At 59.2% G+C, this 21,595-nt stretch carries 23 protein-coding genes; 10 read left to right on the forward strand and 13 right to left on the reverse strand.

What is annotated here, in order from left to right:
• Positions 1–31: 31 nt before the first annotated feature.
• Genes AB4N98_RS04605 through AB4N98_RS04620 form a run of 4 tightly spaced genes read right to left on the reverse strand, consistent with a single transcriptional unit; the run spans position 32 to position 2,856 of the window.
• Positions 32–532, reverse strand: a complete 501-nt coding sequence (locus AB4N98_RS04605; RefSeq protein WP_065876593.1) for a universal stress protein — start codon at positions 530–532, stop codon at positions 32–34.
• A 53-nt stretch (positions 533–585) separates the two neighbouring features.
• Entirely contained in the window at positions 586–1,503 is a 918-nt protein-coding gene (locus AB4N98_RS04610) for a 5'-nucleotidase (protein ID WP_065876594.1), read from the reverse strand.
• A 16-nt stretch (positions 1,504–1,519) separates the two neighbouring features.
• On the reverse strand, positions 1,520–2,473 hold the full coding sequence (locus tag AB4N98_RS04615) for a putative 2-dehydropantoate 2-reductase (RefSeq protein ID WP_017529386.1): 954 nt from the start codon (positions 2,471–2,473) through the stop codon (positions 1,520–1,522).
• The gene (locus AB4N98_RS04620) at positions 2,470–2,856 is read right to left on the reverse strand and encodes a YbbN family protein (protein WP_460149273.1); all 387 of its coding nucleotides are present in this window, start codon (positions 2,854–2,856) and stop codon (positions 2,470–2,472) included. Before AB4N98_RS04620 ends, AB4N98_RS04615 begins: the two co-directional genes overlap by 4 nt.
• Here AB4N98_RS04620 and AB4N98_RS04625 point away from each other — a divergent pair.
• Complete coding sequence (locus tag AB4N98_RS04625) at positions 2,855–3,289, forward strand: PilZ domain-containing protein (RefSeq protein ID WP_065876596.1); 435 nt, start codon at positions 2,855–2,857, stop codon at positions 3,287–3,289. The two genes, AB4N98_RS04620 and AB4N98_RS04625, sit on opposite strands and share 2 nt — an antisense overlap.
• Positions 3,290–3,420: 131 nt before the next feature.
• The gene (locus AB4N98_RS04630; RefSeq protein ID WP_065876597.1) at positions 3,421–4,497 is read left to right on the forward strand and encodes a 3-deoxy-7-phosphoheptulonate synthase; all 1,077 of its coding nucleotides are present in this window, start codon (positions 3,421–3,423) and stop codon (positions 4,495–4,497) included.
• 58 nt (positions 4,498–4,555) lie between these two features.
• Here AB4N98_RS04630 and AB4N98_RS04635 read toward each other — a convergent pair whose 3' ends face one another.
• Positions 4,556–4,837 (reverse strand): GNAT family N-acetyltransferase, encoded by a 282-nt coding sequence (locus AB4N98_RS04635; RefSeq protein WP_003189869.1) that lies wholly within the window; start codon positions 4,835–4,837, stop codon positions 4,556–4,558.
• 612 nt (positions 4,838–5,449) lie between these two features.
• Here AB4N98_RS04635 and oprI point away from each other — a divergent pair.
• The gene (gene oprI, locus AB4N98_RS04640; protein ID WP_003172710.1) at positions 5,450–5,701 is read left to right on the forward strand and encodes an outer membrane lipoprotei OprI; all 252 of its coding nucleotides are present in this window, start codon (positions 5,450–5,452) and stop codon (positions 5,699–5,701) included.
• A 166-nt stretch (positions 5,702–5,867) separates the two neighbouring features.
• On the opposite strand, the gene AB4N98_RS04645 is transcribed toward oprI, so the two are convergent.
• The 3 genes from AB4N98_RS04645 to AB4N98_RS04655 form a co-directional block, all read right to left on the reverse strand.
• Positions 5,868–6,836 (reverse strand): L,D-transpeptidase family protein, encoded by a 969-nt coding sequence (locus AB4N98_RS04645; protein WP_135196765.1) that lies wholly within the window; start codon positions 6,834–6,836, stop codon positions 5,868–5,870.
• An 86-nt stretch (positions 6,837–6,922) separates the two neighbouring features.
• Positions 6,923–7,216, reverse strand: coding sequence for a hypothetical protein (locus tag AB4N98_RS04650; RefSeq protein WP_017529391.1), 294 nt, complete (start codon positions 7,214–7,216; stop codon positions 6,923–6,925).
• Positions 7,217–7,273: 57 nt separating this feature from the next.
• On the reverse strand, positions 7,274–7,879 hold the full coding sequence (locus AB4N98_RS04655) for an arylesterase (RefSeq protein WP_017529392.1): 606 nt from the start codon (positions 7,877–7,879) through the stop codon (positions 7,274–7,276).
• Positions 7,880–7,889: 10 nt separating this feature from the next.
• Here AB4N98_RS04655 and AB4N98_RS04660 point away from each other — a divergent pair, with 10 nt between their 5' ends.
• Together AB4N98_RS04660 and AB4N98_RS04665 are read left to right on the forward strand one after the other, a co-directional pair.
• Complete coding sequence (locus AB4N98_RS04660; protein WP_017529393.1) at positions 7,890–8,573, forward strand: ABC transporter ATP-binding protein; 684 nt, start codon at positions 7,890–7,892, stop codon at positions 8,571–8,573.
• On the forward strand, positions 8,573–11,083 hold the full coding sequence (locus AB4N98_RS04665; protein ID WP_460149274.1) for an ABC transporter permease: 2,511 nt from the start codon (positions 8,573–8,575) through the stop codon (positions 11,081–11,083). The genes AB4N98_RS04660 and AB4N98_RS04665 overlap by 1 nt, the downstream gene beginning before the upstream one ends.
• A gap of 44 nt (positions 11,084–11,127) precedes the next feature.
• Here the strand turns inward: AB4N98_RS04665 and greB are convergent, their stop codons facing one another.
• Together greB and AB4N98_RS04675 are read right to left on the reverse strand one after the other, a co-directional pair.
• Complete coding sequence (gene greB, locus AB4N98_RS04670) at positions 11,128–11,601, reverse strand: transcription elongation factor GreB (RefSeq protein WP_026067388.1); 474 nt, start codon at positions 11,599–11,601, stop codon at positions 11,128–11,130.
• 113 nt (positions 11,602–11,714) lie between these two features.
• A complete protein-coding gene (locus tag AB4N98_RS04675) occupies positions 11,715–12,707 on the reverse strand; it encodes a hypothetical protein (RefSeq protein WP_068937873.1) in 993 nt (330 codons plus the stop codon).
• 177 nt (positions 12,708–12,884) lie between these two features.
• On the opposite strand from AB4N98_RS04675, the gene AB4N98_RS04680 reads away from it, so the two are divergent.
• Genes AB4N98_RS04680 through AB4N98_RS04690 form a run of 3 tightly spaced genes read left to right on the forward strand, consistent with a single transcriptional unit; the run spans position 12,885 to position 16,291 of the window.
• Positions 12,885–13,811 carry an ABC transporter ATP-binding protein gene (locus AB4N98_RS04680; protein WP_026067389.1) on the forward strand — a complete coding sequence of 309 codons (927 nt, stop codon included), beginning with the start codon at positions 12,885–12,887 and terminating at the stop codon, positions 13,809–13,811.
• A complete protein-coding gene (locus AB4N98_RS04685) occupies positions 13,808–14,533 on the forward strand; it encodes an ABC transporter permease (RefSeq protein WP_068937872.1) in 726 nt (241 codons plus the stop codon). Before AB4N98_RS04680 ends, AB4N98_RS04685 begins: the two co-directional genes overlap by 4 nt.
• Positions 14,534–14,548: 15 nt before the next feature.
• A complete protein-coding gene (locus AB4N98_RS04690; RefSeq protein WP_460149276.1) occupies positions 14,549–16,291 on the forward strand; it encodes a Gldg family protein in 1,743 nt (580 codons plus the stop codon).
• Between the two features lie 7 nt (positions 16,292–16,298).
• Here the strand turns inward: AB4N98_RS04690 and AB4N98_RS04695 are convergent, their stop codons facing one another.
• The 3 genes from AB4N98_RS04695 to AB4N98_RS04705 form a co-directional block, all read right to left on the reverse strand.
• Complete coding sequence (locus AB4N98_RS04695; RefSeq protein ID WP_017529400.1) at positions 16,299–16,607, reverse strand: hypothetical protein; 309 nt, start codon at positions 16,605–16,607, stop codon at positions 16,299–16,301.
• A 258-nt stretch (positions 16,608–16,865) separates the two neighbouring features.
• Positions 16,866–17,300: a DoxX family protein gene (locus AB4N98_RS04700; RefSeq protein ID WP_017529401.1), complete on the reverse strand. Its 435-nt coding sequence runs from the start codon at positions 17,298–17,300 to the stop codon at positions 16,866–16,868.
• 103 nt (positions 17,301–17,403) lie between these two features.
• Positions 17,404–18,825, reverse strand: a complete 1,422-nt coding sequence (locus tag AB4N98_RS04705; RefSeq protein WP_065876602.1) for an MltF family protein — start codon at positions 18,823–18,825, stop codon at positions 17,404–17,406.
• Positions 18,826–19,060: 235 nt separating this feature from the next.
• Between AB4N98_RS04705 and AB4N98_RS04710 the strand changes: the two genes are divergently transcribed.
• Together AB4N98_RS04710 and AB4N98_RS04715 are read left to right on the forward strand one after the other, a co-directional pair.
• Positions 19,061–19,867 carry a TatD family hydrolase gene (locus AB4N98_RS04710; RefSeq protein ID WP_017529403.1) on the forward strand — a complete coding sequence of 269 codons (807 nt, stop codon included), beginning with the start codon at positions 19,061–19,063 and terminating at the stop codon, positions 19,865–19,867.
• Positions 19,868–19,963: 96 nt separating this feature from the next.
• On the forward strand, positions 19,964–21,445 hold the full coding sequence (locus tag AB4N98_RS04715) for a methyl-accepting chemotaxis protein (protein ID WP_068937870.1): 1,482 nt from the start codon (positions 19,964–19,966) through the stop codon (positions 21,443–21,445).
• Positions 21,446–21,595 lie beyond the last annotated feature (150 nt).

The raw sequence follows: 21,595 nt of genomic DNA on the forward strand, positions 1-21,595 counted from the left end.
AAATCTAGAACTTTTTTATCGTTTTCACCCTTCACATGTCATCACTGCGTCGACGTTGTAACGACGGCACCAGGTAAACCGGCACCGTAGACAGCTGCAACACACGTGCAGCGGTGCGCCCAAGGGGCGTGGCGGCTGGCGTTGCATCGCTGTGACTTCCTACGATCAACAAGTCGACGGAAAGTTTGCGCAGTTGGTCGAGAATCACCTCGCATGGGTCCCCCTGGATCACCCGTACCGAGCGGATCAACTGCAGGTCCTGCCCGCCCTCTCCCAATTCCTCGCGGAAACTGTCGAGCACCCGTTGCTCGATAGTCGCCAATACTGTGGTCATCCCCTGGCTCTGCCACTCAATCAAGGCCTTTTCATCCAGGTAACTTTGCAACACCGACTCAGCGAACAGCCCGATTGGCTCGACCACGTGGATCACATACAGGTCCGCCTTGAACGTTCGCGCCAGCGCCAGTGCATGCTGCATCACATACGGGGCATACAGACCGAGGTCCGTGGCATACAGCATCGAACGAATCATAAAACCTCCTGGACTGCCAGGCTGGAGGAGATTGAATGAGCTTAGCAGCGCCCTCAGGGCTCGGCCTGAATCCTCACTTCGTTACTGATGCCATGGGGCACATGCCCGGTGGCCACCACTTCCCTGGCTTTTTCGCAGTGACCGGCCTGGTCGTCGAAAAACACATCGGCGGCAAACGCTTCCAGAAACGCGGATTTCTCCAGCCCACCGAGAAACAACGACTCGTCCAAACGGATATCCCACTCACGCAGTGTGCGAATCACGCGCTCGTGAGACGGCGCCGAGCGGGCGGTAACCAGCGCCGTGCGGATCGGGCAGGCATCGTCTGGAAACTCGCGCTGCAACAAGTTGAGCGCCGCCAGGAACCCCTTGAAGGGGCCGCCATGCAAGGGCTGTCGGGCCGATTCGCGCTCGCTGGCCTGGAACGCCGCCAAGCCGCCGGCCTGGTAGACACGCTCGGACTCATCGGAAAACAACACCGCGTCACCGTCAAAGGCGATGCGCAACTCTTCACTGCAAGCACGACGCGCGCCGCCGGACAAAATGGTCGCGGCGGCGAAGCCGGCGTCCAGGGCACTGCGCACATCTTCAGCATGAGTCGAAAGAAACAGGTGGCAACCAAATGCCGCCAAATAAGGATAAGGACTACGCCCGCCTACGAAAGCGGCGCGGGAAATATCCAGGCCGTAATGCTGGATCGAGTTGAACACACGCAGGCCGGTGTCTGCGCTGTTACGCGACACCAACACCACCTCGACCCGGGCGCGCCCCAGGCTGGCGTTGAGGCTCAGCAGTTTCTTGACCAGCGGGAAGGCATCGCCGGGTTCGAGGATTTCCTCCTCGTGCTCGATCTGGTATTTGCGGTACGCCTCCACCCCTTGGGCCAGGTAGACCTTGTGGCTGTCGCTCAGGTCGAACAGTGCCCGCGACGAAATCGCCAGCACCAGTTTGTCGCCCAATCCCGTTGCCATGACGCTTCCCCCCGACTCAGCGGTTGTGCCGATCAATAAAACTCAAGGCCTGGTACAGCGCCTGTATGCGCGGCAACTCGCAACCGGCGGCCTTCGCGGCCGCCAGAGGTCGAGCATAGATTGCCGCCAGCTCCAACGGGCGTTTGTGCACGTGATCGTGGTACATGCTCGGCAGGTAATCCTCCATGCTCTCGGTCATGGTGAACATCTGCTCGGCGTAACTCTGGGGAATATCATGGCCGCAGGCATGGGCGCCCTGCACCACTTCGGCCATCAGCGCCTGGATCAACGCGCGGCTGGACTCGTCCGCCATCATCGCGGTGGTGCCGCTGCCCAACAATACCGAGAGACCGTTATAAGGCACGTTCCACACCAGTTTGTGCCAGCGCGCCTGATGCACATTGGCCATGGCCTGGGATTCGATGCCGGCTGTATGAAACAACGCAGCGCCGGCTTCGACAATGGCCTTCTGGCGGGCCTCATCGTTGGCCGCCGTGCCGCTGTGGTAGCCCAGATTGACGCGCCCCAGCGCCTGGTGCTCGACCACACCCGGGCCCGAGCGGTGCACACCGATGTAGCACAGGCCACCGAGCAGATGCAGCGACGCCGGCAGGTGCTCACGCAGGCTGTCTTCCACATCCAGGCCGTTCTGCAGCAAGATCACTTTGGCGTCGGGAGCCGCGACCTGAGCAATGGTCGGCGCCAGGTCGACATTGCCCGTGGATTTGGTGCCCACCAGCAACCAGTCGCACGGCGGCATGTCGGCGGCCTGGGCGTAGGCCTGCACCGGGTGCAGGTGCAATTCGCCGTGCAGCGTGCTGTTCAGGCGCAAGCCGTGCTCGTTGACTTGGGCGTACTCGCTGCGCAACAGGAAGTGCACATCGAACCCGGCGCGCGCCAGCATCACACCGTAGAAACCACCGATGGCGCCGGTACCGATGATGCCGATGCGCGGGGATTGAGTGGTCATGGCAAGTCCTCTGGTGTGCGGGTAAGCGCTTGATTGATCGCGTCGGTAAGGTCGGCAGACGTAAGGCGGGCCTGTAGCTGTCCGAGGAATTGACCCTCGCACACCACGAACAACGCGGGCAAATGAAAGATTTGGTAACGCTCGACCGCGCCGCCGTTGTGCCCGGCATCCACCCAGCACACGCGGTCTACCGGCAGTTGCCAGCCGGGTAATTGCTGGCGCGCACAACGGCAACTGGAACAGCCCACACTGGTGAACACCACCAGCGAAATGCCTGGCAATCCCAGCAATTGCTGGTCAATATCCAGGTCGGTCAATTCCTGTTCCTTCACTATACTGCTGCTGCCGCCGTCAACTGGACGGTGCTCGGAGTCCGTGTACATGGGTCGTTTTTTACCTCACCCTGATGATGTCGCCGCACTGTTGATCCAACGTCCTTCCCCCGCCCTTCCCCGCCAACGCCTGCACACTATCGGCCTGGGCGGCATCGCCTGCAATTGCCCACGTGCCTGGCGCCAGGGCACAGCGGTGGATCTGCATATCCCGTCCCTGGGCGCCACTGCGCGTTATCCGGGCTACGTGGCGTGGTGCCGCAAGGTCGAAAGCGGCTACCGCGTCGGTATTTCATTTACCGATGAACATGCGTTGTTCGGTGCGCGAATGGGTGAGCAAGCATGCCGGATGGAACGCTACTGCCGCCAGCACGAAGATGCCGAGCCAACCCCCGCGCAAGTCGAAGCCTTGGCCCGCGAGTGGGTGTCGCGCCATGCCGGCGAGTTCTCCCATGAGGCATTTGTGCGGCCGGCACTGGATTAAAGCGGGCTTTGCCCATTGTCGCGGCCCCGTGTTACGCGCTAAGGTTCCTCCCCCCTGCATCCAAATCATGCTGTGCTCCGCCGCACGGGGATGGCTGGCGGCCGGCACCCGTGACCCTGACGAGTAACACGATGGCTGATTTACCGATCAATGACCTAAACGTCGAATCCAACGAGACCCTGATCACACCTGATCAGCTCAAGCGCGAAATTCCTTTGAGCGAGGCTGCCCTGCAGACCGTCACCAAAGGCCGCGAAGTCATCCGTGAGATTCTTGACGGCACCGACCACCGCCTCTTCGTCGTCATCGGCCCTTGCTCGATCCACGACCTCAAGGCCGCCCACGAATACGCCGAGCGCCTCAAGGTGCTGGCGGCGGAAGTGTCCGACACCCTGTACCTGGTGATGCGCGTCTATTTCGAGAAGCCGCGTACCACTGTCGGTTGGAAAGGCTTGATCAACGACCCGTACCTGGACGACTCGTTCAAGATCCAGGACGGTTTGCACATCGGTCGCAAATTGCTGCTGGACCTGGCCGAGATGGGGCTCCCCACCGCCACCGAAGCGCTGGACCCGATTTCTCCGCAATACCTGCAGGACCTGATCAGTTGGTCGGCCATCGGCGCGCGCACCACCGAATCCCAGACCCACCGCGAAATGGCGTCCGGCCTGTCCTCGGCCGTCGGCTTCAAGAACGGCACCGACGGCGGCCTGACCGTGGCGATCAACGCGCTGCAATCGGTCTCCAGCCCTCACCGTTTCCTGGGTATCAACCAGGAAGGTGGCGTCTCCATCGTCACCACCAAGGGCAATGCCTATGGTCACGTGGTGCTGCGCGGCGGCAACGGCAAGCCAAATTATGACTCCGTCAGCGTTGCCCTGTGCGAACAGGCGCTGAACAAGGCCAAGATCAAGCCAAACATTATGGTCGATTGCAGTCACGCCAACTCCAACAAGGACCCGGCCCTGCAACCACTGGTGATGGAAAACGTCGCCAACCAGATCCTGGAAGGCAACCAGTCAATCATCGGCCTGATGGTCGAGAGCCACCTGAACTGGGGTTGCCAGGCCATTCCAAAGGACTTGGCCGACTTGCAGTACGGCGTGTCGATTACCGATGCCTGCATCGATTGGGCCGCCACCGAAAACACCCTGCGCAGCATGCACGCCAAGCTCAAGGACGTATTGCCCAAACGCAAACGCACCTGAATTGCGCACACAAAAACGCCGGGCTAAGCCCGGCGTTTTTGTGTGCGCAGTTTATTCCTTACAGCTTCGCGGCATGGCGCTGATGGCGCTCCATGTAGCGTTCGACATAGGAACAGGATGGAATCACCGTGTAGCCTGCCTCTTCGGCAAACTTCAAGGCCTCTTCGGTCAATGCCGCCGCGATGCCACGGCCCCGCAGTGCGTTGGGCACGAAGGTCCGATAGATATCCAGGGTCTGCTTCCCGAGGTCCATATAGGTCAGATAGGCACGATGACCGTCCACATTGGTCTCGAACTGATGACCAGCCTGGTCATGGTGGATGGACAACGCCTCGCTCATCACTACTCCTCGCGGGTCTTGGTTTCTGACCCCTACCTTACCGATGTTTTTCCGGCGAAGGAACATCTACGCCACCCCGTGCCGGTTTCGACAACGAGAAAACCTTTAGCGCTCACAACCAGCACGTAGGGAATAGTAGGCACCAATCCTGCGATTGCTCAAGGCGCACTCGTCATCCCCTGCCGCTGGTGGATAAAGAAAGAGCCCCCGACCCATCTGTGATCGAAAGCCTGAACATTGCCGGCAGTTGAACCTTGAGACGAACAGGCGCTCTTAAAGTCACCTCTACATGCGTGAAAGATACGCGACCCGGCAACACCCAACTGAACGAAAGTGTCGGCGCAGATATATAAAATTTCATCTATTCACGCGGCTCAACACATGCGGGCCGGCCCTTTCAGCCTGGGTAGCGTTTGCCTCCAATGAAAAAAATTGGACACTTTTTATACAAATCCCCAAAAGGTTAGCCAAAATAGATTCGCCGCGAGAATTTTTTTTGCTTCTTGCGCTACGTCAGTTTACTTACTACAAGTAATGGGTAGTATGTACGCCGGCTATTAGCTCACTCTGAGAAAGTAGCCATTTAATAGAAAGTCCTTGAAGGGGAACACGATGAACAACGTTCTGAAATTCTCTGCTCTGGCTCTGGCCGCAGTTCTGGCTACCGGTTGCAGCAGCGTCTCCAAAGAAACCGAAGCTCGTCTGACTGCAACTGAAGACGCAGCAGCTCGCTCCCAGGCCCGTGCAGACGAAGCCTATCGTAAAGCTGATGAAGCTCTGGCTGCTGCTCAAAAAGCACAACAGACTGCTGACGAAGCTAACGAGCGCGCTCTGCGCATGCTTGAAAAAGCTAGCCGCAAGTAATAATCCCTCGGGGTTGTTATCAAGCCGATCCATTTATGGGTCGGCTTTTTTATTGCCTGAATGCATGAAGGGCTTGCTCCCGATAGCAGTGTAGCCGCCAGCACATCAGGTACTGACCGACCGCTATCGGGAGCAAGCCCCCTCAAACATGGTTGTTCGCTCGGGTTTATTGCTGCAGATCGATCGGCATGCTCGAGGCTATAGGCGCTGCACCCGGCACCCCGATTTCGGTGGGCAAACCATCTTCCGCCGCCACCACATCACGCACTTGGTCCCAATTGACCCGCAGGTTATTGGCCAGGTCTTCACGCTTGAGCAAAGCGTTGATCACCGCCGTGTGCTTGTCGACCACCGACGGCGTGCCATCGTCGTTCAACGGCGTATGCGCCTCCAGATAGACCTTGCCGCCGCTGCTGCCGAACTTGTACGCATCGTTGATGATGCGCACCGAAGTGCCCACCGGCACCATGCCGGCCATCTCCAGCACGTTGTTGTTGAACATGCGGAAGCAACCATGGCTGGTACGCGTGCCGATGCCGAACTTCATGTTGGAACCGTGAATCAGGTAACCCGGCGTGCCCAGGGTGAACTTGAACGGCCCCAAGGGGTTGTCCGGGCCGGCCGGTACCACATTGGGCAGCGGGTCGCCGTTGGCGGCGTGTTCTGCCTTGATCGAGGCGGGCGGCGTCCAGGTCGGGTTCGGCGTCTTGGCGATGATGCTGGTATGGGCAATCGGCGACCCCCAGCCCTCACGACCAATCCCCAGCGGGAAGGTGTAGACCACGTTCTGGCCCTTGGGGAAATAATAGAGCCGATATTCCGCCAGGTTGATCACGATGCCCTCACGCGGCCCCGGTGGCAGGATGAAGCGTGTCGGCAACACGACCTCGGTGCCCGCCCCCGGCAACCAGGCATCGACCCCCGGGTTGGCGGCAACCATCTCCGAATACCCCAAGTCGTAAGTGGTGCCCAGGTCGGCAAAGGTGTCTTCGTACTTGGCCTTGATCACCTGCACTTGCCCGACGATGTCTTCACCCGGCGGCGGCAAAGGCAACTGCAAAGCGGATGCAGAACCGGCCGCACAAAGTGCAGCAAGAGACAGGCAGCAGGTAACGACGGAAAGGCGCGACAACATCCGGAAAATCCTTCGCAGAACGACGGGTAGGTAAAAATCGATTGTATACGTGAAGCGAGCTTGTAGCTGCAAGCGTGTAGAAGCTACTAGAGTTCGAAACGCAGCTCCGGCCAGATTGGCGGCGTGCCACGCTTTTGGGACTCCAGGATCGCGCGGCACAAGGGGCACAGGCGCTGGTCCTGAAAGATCGAACGGTCGACCACCGACCAGCGTGGTTGCGCCGGCAATAACGTGCCGCACAGCGTGCGATCAATGGAGCCGCCCAATTCCAACTGTCGCGTCACCAAATGCACCCGCACTTCCTGGCAGGCGAACAGATCCAGCTGCTCGTCAGGCTCGATCAGTTGGTAGTTAAACAAGGACCAGGCAGGACGCGACATCAGGGGCTCCAGATCGGGGGGCGCCACCTTAGCCGAAAGCCTGCCGGTAGAAAAGCGTCACAGCAGGGGTTTTAGCGTCGGCCAGACATTTTCCAGCAACTTGCCTTGCGCGGCGACCGCCGGGTGCAGCCCATCAGCCTGCATCAGCTCCGGATGGCCACCAATGCCTTCAAGGAAAAACGGCACCAACGGCACCTTTTTCTGCTCCGCCACGTCACTGAATACCTTGGCGAAAGAATCGACATAACGTTTACCGTAATTGGGCGGAATCTGCATGCCCAGCAGCAACACCTTCGCGCCGCTGTCCTGGGACTTCTGGATCATCGAAGCAAGATTTTGTTGCAATTGCGCCGGCGGCTGTCCGCGCAGGCCATCGTTGCCACCCAACTCGATAACCACCACGTCCGGCTTATGCTCTGCAAGCGCCGCGGGCAGCCGTGCCAGGCCTCCGGCGCTGGTATCACCGCTGATGGAGGCGTTGACCACTTTATCGTCGAAACCCTCCTTCTTGAGCCGTTGCTCCAGCAAGGCAACCCAACCTTTGCTGGTATCCAGGCCGAAACCGGCACTGATACTATCGCCAACGATCAGGACTGTACCCGCCGCTGCGTTCTGGGCCATGCACATCAAGGCCAGGCCAGCACTCAAAAACCACATTCGCATCGGATTCTCCATGGGCGCAAGCATTCTCATCGCGCGGGACCTTAGCAAAGTGGTTCCCAGCGCGGAAGGTGAACTGACTATCCTGCACGAACTGAGCCTGGAACTGAACACAGGCGATAGCCTGGCTATTGTCGGCAGCTCCGGCTCAGGCAAATCCACCCTCCTCGGCCTGCTGGCCGGCCTCGACCTGCCAAGCAGCGGCGAGGTCATCCTGGCCGGGCAAGCCCTCAGCACACTCGACGAAGACCAACGGGCGCGCATCCGCGCCGAACACGTAGGCTTTGTGTTCCAGTCGTTCCAGTTGCTCGACAGCCTCAATGCATTGGAAAACGTCATGCTGCCGCTGGAACTGGACGGCCGCAAAGACGCCCGCGAGCGCGCCAAACATCTGCTGGAACGCGTAGGCCTGGGCCAGCGCCTGACCCATTCGCCGCGCCAATTGTCTGGTGGCGAACAACAGCGGGTAGCGATTGCCCGTGCGTTTGCCGCCGAACCGGACGTGCTGTTTGCCGATGAACCCACCGGCAACCTCGACAGCCACACAGGAGAGCGCATCAGCGACTTGTTGTTCGAACTCAATAAAGAGAGTGGCACGACCCTGGTGCTGGTCACCCATGACGAGCGCCTGGCCCACCGCTGCCGACGTCTCATCCGCCTTGAAGCCGGCCTGATGGTCGCACCCCTGGAGCCTTGATGGCACGTTTGCCGCTGTTGCGCCTGTTCAGCCTTGCCATGCGCCAATTACTGCGCGACGCTCGCGCGGGCGAATTGCGTGTGTTGTTTTTCGCCCTGCTGGTAGCGGTAGCCGCCAGTACCGCCATCGGTTACTTCGGCGCGCGCCTCAATAGCGCCATGCTGTTACGCGCCACCGAGTTCCTGGGCGCCGACCTGGTGCTTGAAGGCAGCTCGCCGGCCCGCCACGAACAAATCAAATCCGGCACCGAACTGGGCCTGAACCATGCTCGCGTGGTGGAGTTTTCCAGCGTCATTGCCACCGACAACGGCATCCAGCTGTCCAGCATCAAGGCCGTCAACGAGCAGTATCCGCTGCGTGGCGAGCTCAAGAGCGCCGCGGCCCCCTTCGCGGATGAAACGGCGGGGGGCGGCCCGAAACCCGGCGAAGCCTGGGTGGAGGCTCGGTTGCTGACAGCGCTCGAACTCAAGGTGGGCGACAGTATCGATGTGGGCATGAAAACCCTGCGCCTGGCCCGTGTGCTGACCTATGAACCCGATCGCGCCGGCAATTTCTATAGCCTCACGCCTCGGGTAATGATCAACCTGGCGGACCTTGACGCCACGGGCGTGGTCCAGCCCGGCAGCCGCGTCAGTTATCGCGAGTTATGGCGCGGGCCGCAAGACAGCACCGCACTGCAAACCTATCGTGACCTGATCAAACCCGGCCTTGCGGCCAACCAGCGCCTGCAGGATTCACGGGACGGCAACCAGCAGATCGGCGGCGCCCTCGGCAAGGCCGAACGCTACCTGAACATGGCCAGCTTGGTGGCGGTGCTGTTGGCCGGTGTGGCTGTGGCCTTGTCCGCCAACCGCTTCGCCACCCGACGCTTCGACGCCAGCGCACTGTTGCGCTGCCTGGGTTTGTCGCGACGTGAAGCCATGATGCTGTTCAGCCTGCAACTGACTGTGCTGGGCCTGTTGGCGAGCCTGGCCGGCGCCCTGCTCGGCTGGCTTGCGCAGTTTGGCCTGTTCTACTTCCTGCACGACTTGTTGCCAGCCGATGTCCCACCTGGCGGCCTGTTACCGGCCGTTGCCGGGGTCGGCACCGGGCTGGTCGCGCTCGCTGGTTTCGCGCTGCCGCCGCTGGCCGCGCTGGGTCGCGTGCCACCGCTGCGGGTATTGCGACGCGACTTGCTGCCTATTCCGTCCAGCACGTGGATGGTCTACGGCGCCGCGCTGTTTGCCCTGGGCCTGATCATGTGGCGCCTGAGTCTCGACTTGGTGTTGACCTTCGCCCTGCTGGGCGGTGGCGTGGTGTCTGCATTGGTGCTGGGCGGCTTGCTCCTGCTGTTGTTGCAAAGCCTGCGGCGCCTGTTGGCTCGAGCATCCCTGCCCTGGCGCCTGGGCCTGGGCCAGTTGCTGCGCCACCCCCTCGCGGCGGCAGGCCAGTCCCTGGCGTTTGGCTTGATCCTGCTATCCATGGGCCTGATCGCCCTGCTGCGTGGCGAATTACTCGACACCTGGCAAAACCAGTTGCCCAAGGACGCACCCAACTATTTCGCCCTGAATATCCTGCCGGCCGACAAGGACGCCTTTGGCGCCCGCCTGCTTGAAGTCCAGGCGCAATCCGCGCCGTTGTACCCCGTAGTACCAGGGCGACTGATCAGCATCAATGGCGAACCGGTGCAAGAGATTGTCAGCAAGGACTCCAGCGGTGACCGCGCGGTACAACGCGACCTGAACCTGACCTGGGCCGCCGACCTACCGCCCGGCAACGCCCTGACCGCGGGCTCGTGGTGGTCGCAGCAACCCACCGATGACATTCCCGGCGTCTCGGTGGAGGCCAAGGTCGCGCAAAGCCTCAAGCTCAAGCTCAACGACCACTTGGTGTTCACGGTGGCGGGGGAAAACCGCGAAGCTCGGGTGACCAGCCTTCGCACCATCAACTGGGATAACTTCCAGCCCAACTTCTTTATGATTTTTCAGCCGGGCACCTTGAAGAATCTGCCCGCCACCTACCTGACCAGTTTTTACCTGGCGCCGGGTCATGACCAGCAGATCGTCGACCTGTCGCGGGCCTTCCCCGCAGTGACCATCCTGCAGGTCGAAGCCCTGCTGGAGCAATTGCGCAGCATCCTCGCCCAAGTAACCTTGGCGGTGGAATATGTGCTGTTGTTCGTACTGGCAGCCGGGATGGCGGTGTTGTTCTCAGGCTTGCAGGCCACACTGGATGAACGCATCCGCCAGGGCGCGCTGCTGCGAGCGCTGGGCGCGGAACGCGCGCTACTGGTGAAGGCCCGACGCATCGAGTTCGGCTTGCTGGGCGCGGTAAGTGGTTTGCTGGCGGCATTGGGCACCGAGCTGGTGACCTGGGTGCTCTACCGCTACGCCTTCGACCTGGCCTGGCACCCGCACCCGTGGCTGTTGCTGCTGCCGGTGATCGGCGCCGTACTGATCGGCGCCGCCGGGGTATTCGGCACACGTCGCGCGCTGAATGCCAGCCCACTGACGGTATTGCGCGAAGGCTGAAAAGTTGATTGCCCGCGCCCCCAAGGGGCGCGGGCCAATGCTGTTTACTTCACGTACTCAATGGCCGTAATCCACCAACAGACTTCGCCACCTGGGGTCTGCACGATGGCCTCATCGTCAACCTCTTTGCGTAACAGCGCGCGCGCCATCGGCGAATCGATGGAGATGTAGTCCATGCGATCATAAATTTCGTCATAACCGACGATACGAAAACGCTTGGTCTCGCCCTGCTCGTTTTCGATTTCCACCCAGGCACCGAAAAACACCTTCCCTTCCTGCTCGGGCACGTACTCCACCACGCGCATGTCTTCCAGGCGTTTGCGCAAGTAGCGCACACGGCGGTCGATCTCACGCAGCAGTTTCTTGTTGTACTGGTAGTCGGCGTTCTCGCTGCGATCCCCCAGAGACGCAGCCCACGTTACCTTTCGCGTGGTATCCGGGCGCTTCTCTCGCCACAGGTAATCCAGTTCCTTCTTCAGCGCTTCATGACCTTCTTTGGTAATCAGCTTGGTACTCAAACGCTTGCATCCCCAGGCAATGTCCATCGGTGCCGATACGCCAGGGCTCACGCTCCGGCGTCGACTGGCTGGCATTGATAATAAATGAACCGAGAAAAGTAGCCAGGGCAGTTCTAACGATCCAAAGCCTGATCCAGTTCATGCAGCACGCCTTGCAGACTCTGGCGCAAGCTTAATAACTGCGACGTCATCACATTCAATGCTTCGGCCTTCCGGTTGACTGCCGACGCCTGCTCCTGCAGTTCAAGGTTGCGCTGCTCTTGGGCTCGCGCGGTGTCGTCCACTTGATCCTGCTCGCGCTGCAGCCGAGCCTTCCATTGAGCCAATACTGTCTCCTGCTCGACCGCAGCGAGTTTCTGCTGGGTCAACTCCTGCGCAACACGAGCAAGGTTGGTGAGCGTGCTGTCCACCTGGAACAAAGCGCTCTGGTCCAGTGGCGCCGCCAGCCCTGGCTGCATTGACAAGTCGGGCTCAGCCGTGGAAATGGACGCTATTTGCGATGGCACCACGGATGGCGTCTCGACGAGGGCCGGTACTGGCTCTTCAAGCCTTCGCTCGGGCAGTGCCTGCGGGGCAGGTTCAGGTCGGCTTGGCGCTCTGGGCGGCGAGACCATTTGCGATGAGAAGCGAATGGACGGCACGATCAACGTAGCGCTTTCAATGGCCGGCAAAGTGGGCGCGGATATGCCCAAGGTGATCACTTTCATCACCAGCGCTTTCTTGATGATCAGCGAGTGATGATCCTCTGGCCTGGCAGGCGGCAACTTACTGCCCTTCAGATCAACAAAATGGTACGGCACCTGGGTTTCATTGGTACCGCCAGCCTTGGTCTCCAGTGCGGCCGCCAGTATCAGGATCTGCTTGAACACATGCATGGCTATTTGCAGGTCTTCCTTGGACTCAACACCGCCCAAAAAATACCGTTCGGCTTTTTTGCGCAAGGTCGCGATATACACCCGTGAACTACCAGGCTCAACCTCCTCATCCAGGCTGTAGGCAATAAAGTTAGAGGCAATCTGACCGACAGCAAAACCACACAGCAACGCGCCGTTGACAGGAGCATCTTGGCCATTGCGTTCAAGAACTAACGTACGTAGAAGCATCATGATAATCAGGCCTCACTGAGACATTTAAAAATACACACCAATTGTTTCAGTGACGCGCCCGACACGCACGTAGGATTTTTCTTATTAATACCAATGGACATTCCCAAACGAGACCATTAACCGTACTCTTTTTCAAATCTCAGCACCTGCGTCATACACACTTATTCGGTAAAACCCGTGATCGAAATAAGCAACCTGACAAAATACCTGAACAAAAAGAATAGACTTAGCGATATTTCATTCAACGCAAAGCCCCGCGAATGCTTGGGATTATTTGGGGATGACCCCATTGCCAAAACGACACTTTTGAATTTAATGTCGGCTTCAATATTTCCCTCCAGTGGAAATATAAATATTCAAGGCTTGGATACACGTACTCAAACGCGCGAAGTCAAAAGACTGGTTGGTTATCAACTTTACCGACACGTTAGCCATGCCACTCTGACCGTAAAAGAATTCCTTTACTACATCGCAGCGACGTATGGATTTAAAGGCGCCGAACAGCGTGCACGCGTGGAACAAGCCGCCACGCGCCTGGAATTGCTGACGGCGCTCAATGCCCCCCTCGACGCCTTGTCCATCGGGTTGAAGCGCAAAGTCGGGATCGCCCAGGCCATTTTGCACACGCCCCTTGTGTTGCTGATGGACGAACCAACGGAAGGCCTCGCGCCTGATCAGAAACATGCATTCACCGGGCTGATCCAGTCGTTGAAGCAGGACATGACGCTGGTCATCGCTTCGCGTAACCCTGATGAACTGTCGCAGTTCTGCACGCGTGCGCTGGTTATCGCCGACGGCCGCCTGGTGACGGACGCCCCCTTGCAGAAACTGCAACGTGATTCCCGTCATTTCCAGGCGGTCACCCTCACCGCCGATACCCCCTTGGACTTGCTGGCCCTCGCTGTGCTGCCTGGAGTCGCGGGTATTGAAGAACATCAACATGCACCGGGCACCGTCACCGTTCTGGCCATGCCCGGGCACACCATCTACACCCACATTCACACACTCATTGCCAACCGTGGCTGGAAAATCAACACATTGGATCTGGAGCCCGGTCGCGTGAACGAGGTGGTTCCATATCCGAGCCAGGAGAGGCGCCTGTGAGACTGTTGCCCGTTATTTTCAAGCATCAACTCACCAGTTATGCCTCAACGCCTGCGACCTACTTGAGCATTGCTCTGTTTTTGCTCATGTCCGTCACGCTGGGGCTTTATGCACACCGCTGGCTGGAGCAAGACACGCTTGATCTGCAGATTTTCTTCCAACTGCATCCCTGGCTCTATTTGGTGCTGATGCCTACCCTGACGACGCAACTCTGGGCAGAGGAATCCAATGCCGGTTTTCTCGACGTGGTCAAAATACTTCCCATCACTGCGTCAGAACTGGCTATTGGCAAATTCCTGGCCGCCTGGGCCGTGGCATCGGCGGCCTTGATCTCAACGTTCCCTCTCGTCATCGTGGCTAACTATCTCGGCACCGCAGATAACGGGCTTATCGCGTCTCAATTTATAGCGAGCTGGCTGTTAGCGGGCAGTTATTTGGCGGTAGGCTGTTTTATATGTTCCTTTACACGCCAGCATATAATTATTTTCATATTCACGTTATGTTTGCTGTTGATCGCCAGTGGCTTGTCTACGGCCATCGATAATCTTGAACATCAGGCACCTGTGTGGTTGATCGACAGTTTAACTGTTCTCAACCCACTATCACGCTTCAGCACTATCGACAACGGCAAGCTGACACTTCATGACGCGGCTTACTTCATCAGCATTATTGTCGCCTTTCTCACTGCGACAACTGTCATTCTCAACCATAAACACCGCTGAGGAGGACAGATCACCATGCGATCCACTTTGCGTACGGGCATGACACTTACTGTCATATTGCTGCTGTTCCTCGCTTTTAATCTGGTTTGGGTAGCAAAAATCCCTGATATCCGGTGGGACTTTTCTGAAAAAAAAATCCATACCCTATCCCCTTCGGTCCACTCGTTATTGGTATCCCTGAATAGCCCTCTGGACTTGTATTACTTCAACGCACACAACACCCCAACACGCAGCGATGCCTTGAAACGCTACGGCAAGCGCATTGAAGATCGGCTTCGGGAATACGAAAAGGCAGCGAAAGGCATGATCAACCTGCACGTTATCGACCCCGAGCCTTTTTCAGAAGACGCCTACAAAGCCGGGTTGTTCGGCCTCAACGGCGAGACGGGTTTCATGGGGCTGATTGGCACGCGTGCGAATCGCGGAGCACAACGGATAGAGTCATTCAGTCTGGATAGGGAGCCGTTGCTTGAATATGAGATCAGCCAGTTGATCTCCCGGTTGCAGCACCCGCAACCTCCTACCGTAGGGCTGCTGCCAGGGCTGACCCTCGACGAAACATCGGGCCGGCTATTGGGGGAACTCCAGCAGCACTTCAAGGTGGTCAACTTGGGAACGACCACCGATCGCGTGCCGGAGAATGTCCAAACGCTGATGGTTGTGTATCCGCAAGCGCTGTCCGAACGGACGTTGTATGCCATTGAGCAGTTTGTACTGAAGGGCGGCAGGCTCATGATGTTTATCGACCCGATAAACGAACAGGACTCAACCCCATCGGTGGTCAATCCCAAGCTGGATGAACTGCTCGCCGCATGGGGCATACAATTGCCAGCGGACAAATTGCTCATCGATAACCACTATGCAATGTCGCAGACACAGGGTGCCGGCAAGCCCACCGTGCAGCATCCGGCCAGGTTGAATCTGCCCCGACAAGCAATGAATACACACGATATCAGCACCCGGAAAGTGAATACCGTGACGGTATCGAGCAGCGGCGCCCTTTTTCAGCGCAAAAAAGCGCGCACAACCTTCACCCCTCTCCTACAAAGCTCAAGGCACTCCGCACTGCTGGAAACCGAGCGTTTCGCTTCAGCAACCACGTTCAGTTCGGTATTCGAAGAAGCCTCCACTGCAGCGCAACGCCATGTGATCGCGGCCCGTATTGAAGGGCCGGCTTACTCAGCCTTTCTCGACGGCATGGCGGGACAGCCGCCCGGTTTGCAGCAAGCGGCGAACATCCATGTGGTGGTAGTCGCCGACACAGACCTGCTCACGGATCAAGTCAGCAACTGGGCATCCGACAGCAATGCGCTGTTTGTACTCAATACACTGGATAACTTGGCGGCCCCCGATACGCTCGCCAATATCCGCCCACGCGCAGCGGCGCAGGGGTCGACAAGTAAGCTGGGGCGACTGCGTGATGATGCCGCACGCGCCTATCATCAACAGGCGCTTGAGTTGGAGCAGCGTCTACAGCGAACAGAACGGGAATGGCAACGGCTGAGCCCACAAGCGCTGGCTCCCGGGTCCCAGGCTGTGGATACGAACTCAACCTTACAGGCGCTCAATAAAGAGCGCCTGCGCTTGCCTATCGAATTGCATGCTTTGAAGGTAAAGACGTATGCCCCCGTGCATCGCATGGAGCAGACGATAAAGGGGGTGTTGAGCTTGGCGATGCCACTGACATGGTGCCTGCTCGCCTGGTTTATTTTCCTGCGCCAGCGTCGCCGGCTGCGGCATGAAGCGGTCCTATACTGACGCGCTATCAACGACGGGCAATCAACCCCTGGCGGGCGATTCGGGTCAACTGACGGATCACTTCATCCGCTTCATCGGCACATGGCGCCTGGATAACCGCTAGGTCAAAGCTGTCACTGGCAAAGCGCGCAAGAGAATCGCCATCCTCAACGAATTGAATCAAGAACGCTGAAGGGCGCCCGGTGCGACGTGGCCAGCCGTCCAGATAACGCAATAGCGTCGGCTGGTGCTTGCCGCCCAGGAGAATCTTTGGATTGCGTTGAGTGAGGTCCGCGGTGATCGGGGCCAGGCGTATCAGGGGGCGTAGTGCATTCATCGTGTCGTGTCTCTGCCTCAAAAGTCTGCGGGCAGGTGAGAGGCAACACCGAACCAGCGCTTTAGCGGTATTTCGAAGTGCTCTCGTCAGGCGAGAACAAGCTTCTGTCGGGCTGCATCGAGTCCCAGTGGCGCCCCGCAATTAGCTGTTTAAATCGGCGCATGAACGGCATCCTAGAGAAGCCGATGGGCCGGTGTCAAGAATCCCAGGCAACGAAAAGGCCCGCATGGCGGGCCTTTTCGATGTGTCAGCAGGCAATCAGTTGGCGATGGCCCGGTCGGCAGACAGTTTGCCGGCACCTTCCAGCAACACTGCCAGCGAGCCGCCCAACAAGGCCAGTGCGAACTCGTAACCGTTATTGGCCATGAACAGACCGTTATGGATATGCACCGAGAAGATCGCCACCAGCGACAGGATGGTCAGGCCCAACGCCGCCGGGCGTACCAGCAAGCCAATGATCAACGCCAGGCCGGCAAAGAACTCGGTGCCACCCGACAGCAGCGCCATCAGGGTACCCGGTGCCAGGCCAATGCTTTCCATCCACTGGGCAGTGCCCGCCAGACCGTAGCCGCCGAACCAGCCAAAGAGTTTTTGCGACCCGTGCGCGGCGAAGATGATGCCGACAACAATGCGCAAAATAGTCAGGCCGTAGCCGGCACGGGTGGACAGAAGACTTTTGATCATTGGGCTCATGCTGAGAATCCTTTTCGGAGTAGGGGTTGGTTGGCCGCTATATTAATCAGTTTAAGCAATGATAAAAGCCGAAAAAATGCTTAATTAATATCGATAAACCTGATCACTTGCGTGATGCCACTTTCGCCACCGGGGGCTCCAGAGACTCCCGCTCCCGGTCAAACGCCAAATAATACTTGTTGACGCTATTAACATAGCTGACCCCGCCCATCCCCACCTGCTCCATGGCGATGCGTTCGACCTGGAAGAACCACTGGTTCGGATTAAGCCCCCGGCGCTTGGCCTCGGTACGCATGCCCTGCACCCGCTCCGGCCCCATGTTGTAGGCCGCCAGCACAAACGCCATGCGTTCGCGCTCGTTAAGCTTGGGGCTGGCAAAAAATTTGCGCCGGATCAACGCCAGGTAACGTGCGCCCGCCTGCACATTGCTGTCGAGGTTTTCAATGTTATTGACGCCCACCCGTTGCGCCGCCGAGGGTGTGATCTGCATCAGGCCGGTGGGGCCACCGCTGTTGCGTGCACCGGGGTCGAAAGCGGACTCCTTGAAAGCCAGTGCCGCAAGGTTCAACCAGTCCATACCCTGCTCCCGGGCGTGCTTTTGCAACACCGGGCGCAGTTTTTCCAGGCGTTGGCGGTCGACACGGGCCAGTGGATTACGGACTTGGTAGAGGCGACGGTAGATACGTTGAAAGGCCACATCCTGATCGGACGGCGTTCGATAGGTCTTGAGAAATCGATCAATACTGGCTCGCAGCATCGAAGCGTCCTGGCTCACAAACCAGTACTCATCGCCCGGCTCACTGATCACCACCTGCTTGTCGAAACGCAGTTTAGGCAGGACCTTCGACCAGCGCTCGGCAATCGGCTTTTCGACAATGGTCAGGTGAAAGATGCCCGCCTGGACCATCTCCAGCACATCTTCCACGGCCAGGGTCGGGTCGACCCATTCCACTTTGATCGGCGGCTGCTTGTGCAACGCCAACTTCTGGTTGACCTGGTTGATGGCGTCCGCCGCCGCACTGCCGGTGGTCAGCGCCAGCGTGCGCCCAGACAACTGCTCCAGCTTGGTAAAGCGTTTTTCGCCTTTTACGCCAACCAGCCACAAGGGTATGCCGCTGGCAATCGGATCGCTGGTGGTGATCTTGTGAGCGGCGGTTACATCAAGCAACTCGCCGGGTGCCACGAGGTCGCCTTCGCCACGTGCCAGCGCGCCGAGCAACTGGTCCTTGGCCTTGGGAATGATCTTGAGGTTGATTTCCTGGCCATCACGGGCGTGGCCATTGAGGTATTGCTCGAAGGCCCGCAGGCGATGGTACTCGACACCGATGGCCTGGCCCTGTACTTCGCCGGAACTGTTGCGACTCTGGTTGACCAAAACACGCAAGGTGCGGCTGGCGCGGATCTGCGCCAGGTCGCGCACCTTGCCGGGCTTGGTCACTTCCAACGGCCCGTCCAGACGCGCGACCGCCGCCATGGGCAGCAGTAATGTCAGGCACAACACAAGCAACGCCGAGGGTCGGATCATCCGCTCTCCGGAAAGAATACTGGCCAGTGCCCTCGCGAAAACGAGGCGCTGGGAGTCAGAAACAGAGCGCTTTAAGCGCAGGCTTTGCGCGCAACGGTGGCACAGTGCAAGGCAGCCAGCCAATCACGATGTCACTTGCGACGTTCAAAGACAGCTATAACTCGTTGTAGTTCTTCGATTTTCTTATAAATCTACAGCTCTGATATGCTTTCCGGCCGCAGGCGGAGATAGCACCATGCAACTCATTGATATCGGCGTCAACCTGACCAACCCCAGTTTCGACGACAAGCACCAGGCCGTTCTCGACCGCGCCTATGCCGCCGGCGTGCACCAGTTGGTGCTCACCGGCACCAGCGTCGACGGCAGCGAACAGGCTTTGGAGCTGTGCGTAAACCTCGATGAAAGCGGCCAACGCCTGTTCAGCACCGCCGGCATCCACCCCCATTGCGCCAGTGACTGGAATGATGACAGCGCCCAACGCTTGCGCGGTTTGCTCAGCGAAAGCCGTGTGCGGGCGGTGGGCGAATGCGGCCTGGATTTCAACCGGGACTTCTCGCCGCGCCCGCAACAGGAAAAGGTCCTCGAAGAACACCTGGCCCTGGCCGTGGAACTGAAACTGCCGGTATTTCTTCACGAGCGCGACGCCAACCAGCGCTTGCTGGACATCCTCAAGGGCTACCGCGACCACCTCAGCGCAGCCGTGGTGCATTGCTTCACCGGCGAACAGCAGGCGTTGTTCGGCTATCTCGACCTCGACTTGCACATCGGCATCACCGGCTGGATCTGCGACGAGCGCCGTGGGACGCACCTGCATCCACTGGTCAGGGAAATTCCCCGCGGCCGCCTGATGCTGGAGAGCGATGCGCCCTACCTGCTGCCGCGCACCCTGCGACCCAAGCCAAAGAACGGCCGCAACGAACCGGCCTACCTGACCGAAGTACTGCGCGAAGTCGCCCTGCACCGTAACGAAAGCATGGAAGACCTGGCCCGCCACAGCACCGCCTGCTCCCGGGCGTTTTTTGGGTTGCCTAGCGTGGATTGATGCGGCGCATTGACCCATGTCAAAACCGGATTTCTGAGTAGCGGCACAATAATGGCACCTTGCCAATGCTGTTTCCGCTATCAGAGAAAACCTTCCATGGGTGCCTGGCTTAGCAATATCTCGCTGAAGTACAAATTCTGGGCCGTGAACGCGGTCGCCTTTATCACCACCCTGCTGCTGGTCCTGTACGCCGTGCAGCTCGAACAACAAGCGCGCAGCACAGCGTCCCAGGCCTCGGCGCAGGCCCAAGGGCAACTGCTCGGCGCCTGGCCGGCCGACAAACCGTTGCCCAAGGGCGAGCATTGGCTGGCTTTTGCACGCGGCCAAGTCCCACAGCTTGGCGACCTGGATCTGTCCGCCCTGAGCAGCAGCACCGGCTGGGTCGAACTCAACCCTATGCCGCTGTTCGGTGAAAACCCGCTGCTGGGCGCTGAAGTGGTCGCCCGTCCTGACGGGCAATATATCGCCGTGCTTGCTCACGCCCCCAGCCTGAGCCAGGTCTTCGGCGAACGCTTCGCCAACTATGCGGTGGCGGTCCTCATCCTGATGCTCGCCATGCTCGGCGCTTCGCAGTTGCTGATCCGCTTCCTGCTCAGCCAACTCAACACCCTCAAGGACGTGATGCTACACGTGGAGAAAACCGGCGACCTGTCGGCCCGCGTGCCGTTGGCCTGCAAGGACGAAGTCGGCCAGATGGCCAGCGCATTCAATGCCATGCAGGCCGGTTACCAGCGGGTCGTCAACACTGTGGCGCGCACCGCCCGGCAACTGGACGAGGGCGCCGCACGCCTGGCCGGCAGCATGAACGAGGTGCAACACGGCATGCTCGGCCAGCAAAGCGAAACCGACCAGGCCGCCACTGCCATCAACGAGATGACCACTACCGTCCACCACATCGCCCAGCATGCCGGCGCCACCCGCGATTTATCCCAGACCGCCGACACCCTCGCCGGCAGCGGCCAGGCCGTAGTAACCCGCGTGCAACACTCTATCGCGGGCCTGTCCAGCGGCGTGCAACAGACCGCCGAAATGATCCAGAAACTGGCCGAAGACAGCCAGAAAATCAATGGCGTGGTCAGTGTGATCCACAGCATCGCCGAACAGACCAACCTGCTGGCCCTCAACGCCGCCATCGAGGCCGCTCGCGCCGGGGAAATGGGCCGTGGCTTTGCCGTGGTCGCCGACGAAGTACGCAACCTCGCCAAACGCGTACAAAGCTCCACCGATGAAATCACTCACATGGTCTCGGCGCTGCAAGCCGGCACCCGCGACGCCGTGGACTTCATGCAGGAAAGCTCGTTCAAGGCCGACGATTGCGTGCAGCAGGCTCAGGAAGCCGGCGCCGCTCTCGCCGAAATCACCGGTGCCGTGGCGCAGATGCGCGAGAGCAACACCCAGATCGCCGTCGCCGCCGAACAACAAAGCCATGTGGCCGAAGAGATGAACCGCGCGGTGGTGAGCATCCGCGATGTGACTGAGAACACGGTGCGGCAAACCGTGGACTCGGCCACCACCAGCCAGGAGCTGGCCACCCTGGCGGGTGAGTTGAGCAAGGCGATTGGCCAGCTAAAACTGTAGGACCGACCAGCCTGTAATCCGACTCCTACGATCGGCCCTGCATTTACCCGCCGTTTTGGCGAAACCTCCTAACCGTCCTGGCGAATAGCGCCGACTTCTTTACCTGACGAACCTCTCCAAAGTCTCTCGCCTGATCATTCAGTGCGAGGG

Source organism: Pseudomonas sp. S3_E10 (assembly GCF_054667615.1).